The sequence below is a fragment of the Pseudomonas lalkuanensis genome (assembly GCF_008807375.1).
Taxonomy (GTDB): domain Bacteria; phylum Pseudomonadota; class Gammaproteobacteria; order Pseudomonadales; family Pseudomonadaceae; genus Metapseudomonas; species Metapseudomonas lalkuanensis.
Genome location: NZ_CP043311.1, coordinates 4,108,910 through 4,119,905 on the forward strand (window position 1 = coordinate 4,108,910; position 10,996 = coordinate 4,119,905).

General features: G+C 65.4%; 10 protein-coding genes. 4 read left to right on the top strand and 6 right to left on the bottom strand.

Annotated elements, in window-relative coordinates:
• Nucleotides 1-55 precede the first annotated feature (55 nt).
• The 5 genes from FXN65_RS19155 to recQ form a co-directional block, all read right to left on the bottom strand.
• Nucleotides 56-1,459 (bottom strand): DHA2 family efflux MFS transporter permease subunit, encoded by a 1,404-nt coding sequence (locus tag FXN65_RS19155; protein ID WP_151135349.1) that lies wholly within the window; start codon nucleotides 1,457-1,459, stop codon nucleotides 56-58.
• Nucleotides 1,459-1,893, bottom strand: a complete 435-nt coding sequence (locus tag FXN65_RS19160) for a MarR family transcriptional regulator (protein WP_151135351.1) — start codon at nucleotides 1,891-1,893, stop codon at nucleotides 1,459-1,461. The genes FXN65_RS19155 and FXN65_RS19160 overlap by 1 nt, the downstream gene beginning before the upstream one ends.
• A 76-nt stretch (nucleotides 1,894-1,969) precedes the next feature.
• Complete coding sequence (locus FXN65_RS19165; RefSeq protein WP_151135353.1) at nucleotides 1,970-2,986, bottom strand: DUF2804 domain-containing protein; 1,017 nt, start codon at nucleotides 2,984-2,986, stop codon at nucleotides 1,970-1,972.
• Nucleotides 2,987-3,122: 136 nt separating this feature from the next.
• Nucleotides 3,123-4,295 carry a GGDEF domain-containing protein gene (locus FXN65_RS19170; protein ID WP_151135355.1) on the bottom strand — a complete coding sequence of 391 codons (1,173 nt, stop codon included), beginning with the start codon at nucleotides 4,293-4,295 and terminating at the stop codon, nucleotides 3,123-3,125.
• Between the two features lie 112 nt (nucleotides 4,296-4,407).
• Nucleotides 4,408-6,537 carry a DNA helicase RecQ gene (recQ, locus tag FXN65_RS19175; protein ID WP_151135356.1) on the bottom strand — a complete coding sequence of 710 codons (2,130 nt, stop codon included), beginning with the start codon at nucleotides 6,535-6,537 and terminating at the stop codon, nucleotides 4,408-4,410.
• A gap of 137 nt (nucleotides 6,538-6,674) precedes the next feature.
• Between recQ and FXN65_RS19180 the strand changes: the two genes are divergently transcribed.
• The 4 genes from FXN65_RS19180 to lapD all read left to right on the top strand — a co-directional run bounded on the left by FXN65_RS19180 (nucleotide 6,675) and on the right by lapD (nucleotide 10,387).
• Entirely contained in the window at nucleotides 6,675-7,262 is a 588-nt protein-coding gene (locus tag FXN65_RS19180; RefSeq protein ID WP_151135358.1) for a UPF0149 family protein, read from the top strand.
• Nucleotides 7,263-7,273: 11 nt separating this feature from the next.
• Nucleotides 7,274-7,675 carry a YbaN family protein gene (locus FXN65_RS19185; RefSeq protein ID WP_151135360.1) on the top strand — a complete coding sequence of 134 codons (402 nt, stop codon included), beginning with the start codon at nucleotides 7,274-7,276 and terminating at the stop codon, nucleotides 7,673-7,675.
• A 66-nt stretch (nucleotides 7,676-7,741) separates the two neighbouring features.
• Nucleotides 7,742-8,437, top strand: a complete 696-nt coding sequence (lapG, locus tag FXN65_RS19190; RefSeq protein ID WP_151135362.1) for a cysteine protease LapG — start codon at nucleotides 7,742-7,744, stop codon at nucleotides 8,435-8,437.
• Between the two features lie 3 nt (nucleotides 8,438-8,440).
• Nucleotides 8,441-10,387, top strand: a complete 1,947-nt coding sequence (gene lapD / locus FXN65_RS19195) for a cyclic di-GMP receptor LapD (protein WP_151135364.1) — start codon at nucleotides 8,441-8,443, stop codon at nucleotides 10,385-10,387.
• A gap of 222 nt (nucleotides 10,388-10,609) precedes the next feature.
• Here lapD and FXN65_RS19200 read toward each other — a convergent pair whose 3' ends face one another.
• Nucleotides 10,610-10,948 (bottom strand): tryptophan synthase subunit beta, encoded by a 339-nt coding sequence (locus FXN65_RS19200; protein WP_151135366.1) that lies wholly within the window; start codon nucleotides 10,946-10,948, stop codon nucleotides 10,610-10,612.
• Nucleotides 10,949-10,996: the final 48 nt, after the last annotated feature.

The following is a 10,996-nucleotide window of genomic DNA, read 5'->3' on the forward strand; positions in this document are numbered from 1 at the left end:
ATAGGAAAGATTTCGCTAGGGACTTGACAAAAATTTTATCGTGCGTTTTGCATGCTCAACGCCTTGCAGGACGCACGCCCCAGGCCGGCACGACGGCCATCAGGAAGAGTAGCGCAACCAGCCAGAAGCTCTGCTCGAACGCCAGTATTTCGGCTGCGGCATCGCCGCCCCCCGCGGCGTGGCGCCACTCGAGGAAGAAGGTCAGCAGATTGACTCCGAAGGCGCCCCCCAGCTGACGAACGAATGTGATGGCACCTGCCCCCAGCGCCAACTCTTCCGAGCTGAGGACGTCCAGCGCCCCTGTGCTCATCGCTGGCAGGAGCAACCCGAGCCCCAGCCGGCCGACACAGGCCCAGCCACATAGCGCCAGGAACGATGCCCCCTGCCCCGCCATCCCAAGGGCCGCCGACGACAGTGCGAACACCAGTAGGCCGAACACCAGCATGGAAGCCGCCGACAGGCGGTCGCTGGCCCAGCCACCGATAAAGGACGCCACCCCCAGCACCACGCCAGTCGGCAGCAGCAGCAGACCGGCCCGCCCGGCGCTATAGCCCTCGACCGTCTGCAGGTAGAGCGGGATCAGGTAGGTGGAGCCATACAGCCCAAGCCCGAGCACCAACGCAACCCAGCTCGCCTTGCGAAACGCGGCATGACGCCAGAGTTGCAGCGGCAGCAGGGGACGTTCACAGGCTCGGCTGCGGCGCAGGAACGCCCCGGCGCATCCGACGCCGAGCAATCCCGGTAGCCACGCGCTGGTCGCCAGCCAACCGAAACGCTGGGCTTCGGCCAGGGAGCCGAGCAGGGCGAACAGCGCGATGTTCAGGAGGATGAATGCCGGCAGGTCGACGCCTGGCGTGTTGCGATCGCGCACGCTGGGCATCAGCCATTGGGCACCGATAAGCGCCAGAAGACAGAGTGGCAGCGGCAACCAGAACACCGCGCCCCAGCCGAAATGGTCGATCAGGTAACCGCCGATGGTCGGTCCGAGGGTCGGCGCCACCATGATGCCCAGCCCGTAGATGCCCAGGGCCAGGCCACGCCCCCCCTCGGAATAGACGCGGAAGATCAGCACCATCGCCAGAGGCTGGATGATGCCGGCGCAGGCCCCCATGACGATGCGCAGGGCAATCAGTTGCCAGGCCGATGTGGCCACCAGGGCCAGGAGCGATGCCAGGCAGAACAGGCCGAGCCCGAACTGCACCGTGCGCCGCGCACCCAGCCGTGCCTGGCACCAGGCGGCCAGCAGCAGGCCGGCCGTCATGGCGGCGAGGAATCCCGTGGAAAGCCATTGCGCCAGCGGCCGGCCGATGCCGAAGTCGGCCATGATCGCCGGCAATGCGACGTTGATACTGGTGGAGGCGAGGATCATCGCCATGCTGCCGAGCATCAGCAGGCCCAGCAGCCATTGCGGATAGCGGGCGCCGAAGCGCTCGTGAAGCGCCTCGAGGTCCTGCCCCATCAGAGGCGGTCCAGGTTCGTCAGAATCCGCGCATGAACCTGCTGGCAACGGCGCAGCTCTTCATCGTCGATACCGGCGAAGAGCTCCTGGCGCAGTTGACTGGAGATGGCTTCGATCTTTTCGATCAGGGGACGGGCCGGAGGGCACAGGGCGATCTTCTTCGCCCGGCGATCCTCGGCAACGGCCATGCGCTGGATCAGTCCCTGTGCCTCGAGGCTGTCGAGCAGACGGGCCAGGGTCGGACCTTCGACGCCGACACTCTTGGCCAGCTCACGCTGGGTGGGCAAGTCCTCGAAACGGGACAGGTGCAGCAATACCAGCCAGCGGGCCTGGGACAGCCCCATGCCCGCCAGGCGGCGGTCGAGCTCGGCGCGCCACGCACGGGACATCTGGGCAAGCTGCATGGCGAAACGGTGTTGATCGGGGTAGGACATCGAAATTGACTCGGACTTCTTATACTAATAATTAGCCAGCTAATCATAGCCGCAAGCCGCGAGCAAGCCCCCTGCCCTACCACTTGACGTACTGGTCCTCGACAAAGCCCCACATGCTGCCGATCCGCACCGGCGTACGCCCTGCCGGCCGCAGGGTGCCACTGAAGCGGCCGAACACCTGCTTGAAATTACTCGCAATGAAACCGAGGTTCAGGCGTTCTTCATGCAAACCCTCGCCGATGAACGTGAGCTCCACCTGGCCGTCATGGGAAGCGACGCTCCAGGTCTTCAGCGGCTGGTCGCGGTCGAAGGTGAAACGCACCGTATCGACCTTGATCAGCTCCCCATCCAGCCAGAAGCAGTTTTCGGTGAAGCTGGTCTCGTTCACCCCGCAGGACAGGTTCAAGCCGACCCGCAGCCCGTCAGCCAGCCCGGACAGGCAGGCCCAGTTCCAGTTGGTTTCCGGGCGCATGTAGCCCGCGGACCAGTCGTGATGGGCAAACGCACCGATCTCCGCGAGATCGAAGTTCCCCAACGCGCTGCGCACCTGTCCGCGACAGGTGACCCCCGCCACCTTCTGCGCATACACCCAGCCATTCACCGCCGTCGGCGTACAGATGCACATGGGCTGGAATGCCGGCTCCCGCTCGCTGAACGACGCATCGATGCGAGTACCGTCATCCAGTTCCACCAGCAGGCGCTTTTCACCGGTATCGGAGCGGTTTTCCAGGCGCAGCAGGTTGCGGCCCTGGCGCAACTCGCAGATGCCCGCGTCAGGCGATTGCGAGAACGAAGTACCCAGGCCCAGCGGCAACTTGAACTGGCGCTCGATCATGCGCCCGCTGGCCGGGTGGAAGAGATAGACGAAGCCAACCCCCACCAGGCTCAGGTTGGCCAGGGCGCAGCCGCCGATCAACTCGCTGCCCAACAGGCCGAAATACTGGAATTGGTGGAAGCGCCGCCACTTGGCCACCCCCCCCAGACGGCGCCCCATAGGTGAGCGGAAGTCGAAATCGCGGTAGTTGATGAGACCCGGCGCGGCGGGAAATATGCCGTAGTTCGGCTGGCCGTCAGCCTGGATCAGCTTGTCCATGCGGATCGCTCGATGCGGGAGGAGCGGCGATGCTAACACCGGCCAGTGCCCCGGACAGTCACGGCTCGCGCCATCCGGAGCGACGAATTGAGTTCTGCACGAAAAGTCACCGAGCGCAGGCAGTTTTCGTCAGAACTCAGGCCACCACCCGATTGCGGCCGAAGGCCTTGCCTTCGTAGAGGGCACGATCCGCATGTTCATACAGCTCATAGAGCTTGCCCAAGGGCATGCCCGGCTGCGGATGGACGCACGCGACGCCGATGGACATGGTCAGCACCGGCGCGGTGGGCGAGGCCTCATGGCGAATGGACTGCTCTTCCAGCGATGCCCGCAGCTTCTCGGCGCAGCGACGCGCTTCCTGTTCCCCGATGTCATAAAGCAGTACGGCGAACTCTTCTCCCCCCAGGCGAACCGCCATATCCAGGGGCCGGCGCGCGGTGCCTTCAAGCACGCGGGCCACCTGCTGCAACACCAGGTCGCCGGCCTGGTGGCCATAGCGGTCGTTATAGGCCTTGAAGTGGTCCACGTCGCAGAGCAACAGGGCCAGGCCGTGCCGTTCGCGCTGGGCCTGGCGCCACAGGCGCTCCAGTTGGCGATTGAAACTGCGGCGGTTGTACAGGCCGGTCAGGCTGTCGTGATCCGCCAGCACCCGCATCAGGCGGCTGATGAGGAAATGCTCGCGGGACTTGAACTCCAGCAGGTAGCAACCGACCGCACCGGCGATGTTGCCGAACAGCAGGAACAGCAAGTTGTTGACCAGCCTCGGCCAGGGCAGTCCGGCCCAGAGCTCCAGCCCCACATAGGCCAGCAGGATCACCAGGGAAACCCCCAGCGCCTCCACCAGCCGTAGCCCCACCAGGAAATAGGCGGCCATGCAGACCAGCAACAGGCCCTCGTAGGGAAAGGACGGATCGCTGCGATGGGCGATGGCCACCACCGCCCCGGCCCCCACGCCCAAGGAGCCGATGCAGACCAGGCTCAGGGGGGCCAGCAGGTGTCGATGGCGGCGCTGGATCATCAGCACGCCGCAGCCCAGCAGCAGGCCCAGCACGCCGAGACGCACAGCCAGCATCCACCAACGCGTCTCACTGCTGACCAGGTAGAAATCGAGCACCGCGAACGCCAGCCAGATCAACAGGCCGGCACCGAGGGCGATGCGCTTGAGGTCGAAGTTCTCTTCGAGGAAATAATCGCGATACTCGCGCTCCAGCGAGCGCGTGAAGCGGAGATGCCGAAACCCCAGTGCCAGTTGGTCGGCATAGGGATTGGGGCGAACGTCGTTGAGCCAGGCAGTATTGTTGTAGGACACGTCCACCCCTTCTGTCGGAGGCCTCTGACGCACATTAGCCGGTCGTGCGCTGCGTCACAAGTTCGTCGTTTTGCCCCGTCATTTTATCGACGCCAGGGTTGCCGGCGTCGAATCAGGCCTCGAACTCCGCCTGCAGGGCCGCGCGTACGCAATGCAGCACGCCGTCGGGCACGCGGCCGGCGAACAATTCAGCCACCTCGGCTACGGGCGGCAGTTCGCCTTCGCCATCGAGGAAGGCGTCCTGGATCTCGCCCAAGAGCTCTTCCGGCAGGTCCAGCGCCTGTTCCAGGCTCAGTTGCTGATTACCGATGGTCTCGGCCAGCAGGCTGTAGACGTTCTTCTCGCTGCAATTGAGCTGACGAGCGATCTGCGCCGGAGTCATGCCCGCACGGGCCAGGCTCACCAGTTCGTGGCGCAGGTCGGTGACGGCACGCGGTGCCTCACCGGAGCCACTGCCGTTGAGCACTTCGAGGAAGGCTTCGCCGTAACGCTCCAGCTTGCGCGCCCCCACGCCACTGACCTGGGCCATTTCGGAAAGGCTGCGCGGCTTGCTGCGGAGCATTTCCAGCAGGGTCGCGTCCGGGAAAATGACGTAAGGCGGCACGCTGTGCTCTTCCGCCAGCTTGCGCCGCAACGCACGCAAGGCTTCCCACTGCTCACGCTCCTCACCACGTACCAGTTGGCTGGCGGCGCTGGCGGTAGGCTTGGGCGCCTTGGTCGACAGGTCCCGACGCAGTTCCAGTTGCACCTCGCCACGCAGCAGCGGGCGACAGGCCTCGGTCAGGCGCAAGCCACCGAAGCCTTCCAGGTCGACGTCCGCCAGGCCGCGGGCAACCAACTGGCGGTACAGGGTGCGCCAATCGCCTTCGGAAAGGTTCTTGCCCATGCCGAACACCGAGAGGTGCTGGTGGCCGGAGGACCGCACCTTCTCGTTGTCTCGTCCGAGCAACAGATCCACCAGATGGCCGACACCGTAGCGCTGGCCGCTGCGGTGGATGGCCGAGAGCGCGAGGCGCGCGGGCTCGGTGGCGTCCCAGGTCTGCACGCCGTCGGTGCAAATATCGCAGTGGCCACAGGGCTGCGGCAGTTCTTCGTCGAAATAGGCCAGCAGCGCTTGCCGGCGGCAGCGGGTTTCCTCGCAGAGCGACAGCATCGCGTCCAGCTTGTGCTGTTCGATGCGCTTGTGGCGCTCGTCACCCTCCGAGTTGCTCAGCATTTGCTTGAGCAACAGCACGTCCTGCAGCCCATAGGCCATCCAGGCATCCGCAGGCAGGCTGTCGCGGCCCGCACGGCCGGTCTCCTGGTAATAGGCTTCGAGGGACTTGGGCAGGTCCAGGTGGGCCACGAAGCGCACGTTGGGCTTGTCGATGCCCATGCCGAAGGCAATGGTGGCGACCATGATCAGCCCTTCCTCGTTGAGGAAGCGCTTCTGGTGGAAGGCCCGCAGGTCGTTGGACAGGCCGGCATGGTACGGCAGCGCCGGGAACCCCTGCTCGGACAGGAAGGCCGCCACCTCCTCCACCTTCTTGCGCGACATGCAGTAGACGATGCCGGCATCGCCGCGTCGCTCAGCGAGGAAGCCCAGCAGCTGCTTGCGCGGCTGATCTTTCGCGACGATGCGATAGAAGATGTTCGGACGGTCGAAGCTGGAAAGGAAGCGTTCGGCGTTCTGCAGGTGCAGGCGCTGCACCATCTCTTCGCGGGTGCGCATGTCGGCGGTGGCGGTCAGCGCCATGCGCGGCACGTTGGGGAAGAGTTCGGCCAACTGGCCCAGTTGCAGGTACTCGGGGCGGAAGTCGTGACCCCACTGGGACACGCAGTGGGCTTCATCGATGGCGAACAGGCCGATCTGCAGCCGCTGGAGGAAGGCCAGCATGCGCGGTTGCACCAGGCGTTCCGGAGCGAGATAGAGCAGCTTGATCTCGCCCTGGCGCAGACGGTCGGCAATTTCCCGCTGGGCTTCCGCGGACAGCGTGGAATTCAGCGCCACGGCCGGCACGCCCAGTTCGTCCAGGGTGGCGACCTGGTCCTCCATCAGCGCGATCAGCGGCGAAACCACCACCGTCAGGCCTTCGCGCAGCAGCGCCGGCACCTGGTAGCAGAGCGACTTGCCGCCGCCGGTGGGCATCAGCACCAGGGCATCGCCACCCGAGGCTACACGTTCGATGATCGAGGCCTGGTTGCCGCGGAAAGCGTCGTAGCCGAATACGTCTTTGAGGATGCGCAGTGCCTGGTCGAGCATGGGGGTCTCCGGAACAAGCCGCGCATTATACGTCAGCCGCACCGGCAAGTTGGCCACGCCTATCGCCCGTGCCTTTTGCCGCGGACCTCGCACTCGACTAGAATTCAGCGTCGTTTATTCCTCAAGGTAGTCCCACGATGTCCTTCGCTGAGCAACTGTCCCGCCTGCAAGCTTTTCTCGACGCCGATGATCTGCACGAAGAGGCTCTGGACTATGTGGCCACCCATGGCTACCTGAGTGCCTTGTCGATCTGTCCGGACCAGGTGCCCGAGCGCGAATGGATCGACGCCCTGTTCTCCGAGCCGCCGCACTACCGCAGCGACGCCGAGCGCGAAGAAATCGAATCCACCCTGCTGGCCCTCAAGGCCCACATCGCCCGTCAACTGGCCAGCGACGAAGACCCCGAGCTGCCCTGCGACCTGGACCTGGGCGAGGACCCGGACGATTCCGACCTGCGCGGCTGGTGCATCGGCTTCATGGAAGGCGTGTTCCTGCGCGAGGAAACCTGGTTCGAGAGCGCCGAAGAAGAAGTCAGCGAACTGCTGCTGCCGATCATGGTGGGCTCGGGCCTCTTCGACGAGCAGCCCGAATTCGCTGAAATCGCCAGGGACCGCAACCTGGTGGACGAAATGGTCGAGCAGATCCCCGAGCTGCTGACCGCCCTGTTCCTGCTCTGCAACGCCCCAGAAGAAAAGCCCGCGCTGCTCAAGCCCCGCCACCACTAAGGCCGGCGCGCATGGCGCACAGCGATATCCAGCAGCAGCGCCACCCGGCGCTGCGCATGGTCCTCCTGATCGTCGGCTGGCTCAGCGTCGCCCTGGGCGTGATCGGCATCTTCGTGCCGGTCCTGCCCACCACGCCCTTCCTGCTGCTCGCCGCGGCCTGTTTCGTACGCAGCTCGCGGCGTTTCTACCTCTGGCTGGTGGAACACCCGAAACTCGGCCCCTGGATACGCGACTACCTGGAAGGCCAGGGCATTCCCCTCAAGGGCAAGGTCTACACCCTGTTACTGATGTGGGCCAGTATCACCCTCTCCTGCTTCCTCGTGCCCTTGCCCTGGGCCCGTGGCTTCATGCTCACCAGCGCCGTGCTGGTCAGCATCTACATCCTTCGCCAGAAGACCCTGCGCAGCCACTGAAACCCTCGTCCGGCAAAACCGCGATTCCCGCCTAGACTCTGAGCATCCTGGGCGGAGAGACGGCGAATGCGGCGGCGATGGGCGGCAATGGGACTGCGGCAACCCTCGTGGCTGGCATGGCAAGGCGGCTGCCTGCTCGCCGGCCTGCTGCTCTGCCTGGCCAGCGTGCTGGCCAACTGGGATTTCGACCTGATCCTGCAGAACGCCACCAAGCGCTATGGCGACCTCGGCCCCGCCAAGGGACGCATCCTCGCCTGGAACGAGCTGATCCAGGGCAGCATCGACCTGCCCGAAAGCGAAAAGCTTACGGCGGTCAACCGCTTCTTCAACCGCCAGCTCCGTTTCACCGACGACATCCGCACCTGGCGCCAGAACGACTACTGGGCCACGCCCGTCGAGGCGCTGGTCAAGGGCGCTGGCGATTGCGAGGACTACTCCATCGCCAAGTACTTCACCCTGCGCCGCCTCGGCATTCCCGCCGAAAAGCTGCGTATCACCTACGTCAAGGCCCTGCGCCAGAACCAGGCGCACATGGTCCTGACCTACTACAAGACGCCCACCGCCGATCCCCTGGTGCTGGACAACCTGATCGGCGAGATACGTCCGGCGTCGCAGCGCAACGACCTCTTGCCGGTGTACGCCTTCAACGCCGAAGGCCTCTACACCGGAGCCAAGCGCGCGGGGGATACCAAGAAACTGTCGCGCTGGCAGGACCTGCTGAAAAAAATGAGAGCCGAAGGCTTCGCCATTGGAGAGGGTTAGCCCATGTCGTTACTCAAGCAACTGTTCCTGGCCATCTGTCTGCTGCTCGCGCTGGCCTTCGCCGGCAGCTTCCTCGCGGGTGTGGAAAGTTCCCGGGAGCAGTTGCTCAGCCAGTTGCGCTCCCACGCGCAGGACGCCGCCACCGCCCTCGGCCTGTCCATGACGCCCCACGTGGACGACCCGGCGATGATCGAGCTGATGGTCAGCTCCATCTTCGACAGCGGTTACTTCGCCAGCATCCGCGTGGTTCGCATCCCCGATGGCGAAGTGATCGCCGAACGCCGCACGACCACCACCAGTGAACAGGTGCCGAGCTGGTTCGCCCATCTGGTCAACCTGCAACCCCAGGGCGGCGACGCGCTGATCATGCGCGGCTGGCAGCAGGCCGCGCGTGTGGAGGTGCTCAGCCATCCGCAGTTCGCCCTGGCCAAACTCTGGGACAGCGCCGTAGGCAGCCTCGCCTGGCTGCTGCTCTGCGGCCTGGTCAGCGCCCTGGTCGGCGCCTGGCTGCTGCGCACGCAACTGCGCCCCCTGGACAACATGGTGCAACAGGCCGAAGCCATCAGCCGCCGCGAATTCCTCGCCCTGCCCAAGGTACCGCGCACCCCGGAACTGCGCCGCGTGGTGCTGGCCATGAACCAGATGGTGGACAAGCTGCGCAACCTCTTCGCTGAGGAGGCCGCGCGTAGCGAACGCCTGCGCGAAGAGGCGTACCAGGACAGCCTCACCGGCCTGGCCAACCGCCGCCAGTTCGATATCCGCCTCGCCAACCAACTGGTGCCCAACGACCAGAACGCCGCCGGCTACCTCGTGTTGTTGCGGGTCAACGACCTCGGCGGGCTCAACCAGCGCCTTGGCGGCCAGCGCACCGACGCACTGATCCGCGATATCGGAGAAATCCTCGGCAACCTGGTGCAGAAAAGGGGCAATCCCGACTGGCTGGCCTCGCGCAGCCGCGGCGGCGAGTTCGCCCTGCTCTCCCCCGGCCTCACCGGGGAAGACGCCGAACAACTGGCGGCCGACCTCGCCAATCAACTGGAAAACCTGCATGCCACCGGTGCCAGCGACCGCAGTCCGGTCGCCCTGCTCGGCATCGCCGCCTACCGGCCGGGCGAAGACATCCAGCGGGTCATGAGCCGCGCCGACCAGGCCCTGGCCCAGGCGGCGCAAGGCACCGACCGCCCCTGGGTGCGCCTGGACGACTTCGACGCCGCGCCGGGCCAAAGCCTGCACGACTGGCGGGAATGGATCGACGACGCCCTGAGCAAGGGCAAGCTGCGCCTCTACTTCCAGCCGGTGGGTCTCTGCGCCAACACCGCCGAAACCCTGCACCAGAAGGTACTGGCGCGCCTGCTCGACCCCCAGGGCGAAGCGGTGCCCGCCGGGCGCTTCCTGCCCTGGATCGAGCGCCTGGGCTGGTCGGCACGCTTTGACCTGGCGATGCTCGAACACTGCCTGGCACACCTGCAGCAGACGCCATCGCGCATCGCCCTCAGCCTGTCCGCCGCCAGCCTGCGCCCGGGCGAACACCGCGAGCGCCTGCTCGCCCTGCTCAAGTCCCATCCCCAGCAGGCGGAGCTGCTCACCCTGGAACTGGACGAACGCCACCTTCCGCCGGCCAGCGAACTCGGTCAGCTTTGCCAGGCGATCCGAGAAACCGGTTATGGCGTGGGCCTGCAACACTTCGGCGGACGCTTCAGCCTGATCGGCAACCTCGCCCACCTGGGCCTTGCCTACCTGAAGATCGACGGCACCTACATCCGCGCCATCGACCAGGAAAGCGACAAACGCCTGTTCATCGAAGCCCTGTTCCGCGCCACCAACAGCATCGACCTGCCGCTGATCGCGGAGATGGTGGAGTCCCAGGGCGAATTGGACGTGCTAAGGGAACTGGGCATCCAGGGCGCCATGGGCCGCCTGATCGGCGCCCCGGCGCCATGGCATGGGTGAGGCGAGCCGAACAGATAGAGGGGCCGCGTACCAGAATTTGCCACGGTGGCGGCAGCGTTCCCGGACTCGGTGCGCATGGCGCACCCTACTGCCCGGCAGAGCGGAGCGAAGCCCAACGATGCCGGCCCCAACTCCGAACGTTGGGCGTCGCGTGGCTCAGCCGCCACCCACGAAAAAACCTGCCTGTGGGAGCGAATTCATTCGCGAAAAATGCCTGACCGCTCAATACGGCAAGCGGAAATCCTCCGGCACCAGTTCCCCCAGATCCTCCACCTGGGAGCGGGTGTTGGCGCGGTGCTGGAGTTTGTGGCGGGCGGGTGCCGGCAGGTCGGTGTAGTTCATCACGCCCCGACTCACCAGCACCTGCACCAGATCCTCGATGACCCGCACCAGTTCCAGGTCGGAATGCTGCAGGGACATCAGGTGATCATGCAGGCTGCGGCTGGCGAACCAGGTCCGGACTTCCGGATCGTTGGCCGGCATGCTCTGGGTCATGTTGTCGAAGGGTTCGTGCTCCACCCGCAGAACCCTGCCCTTCTCGTCTCTCTGCACGTAAACCATGGTTCCTTCCTCACTCCCGTTCCAATGCCGGGCCCGCCGCGAGGGCGG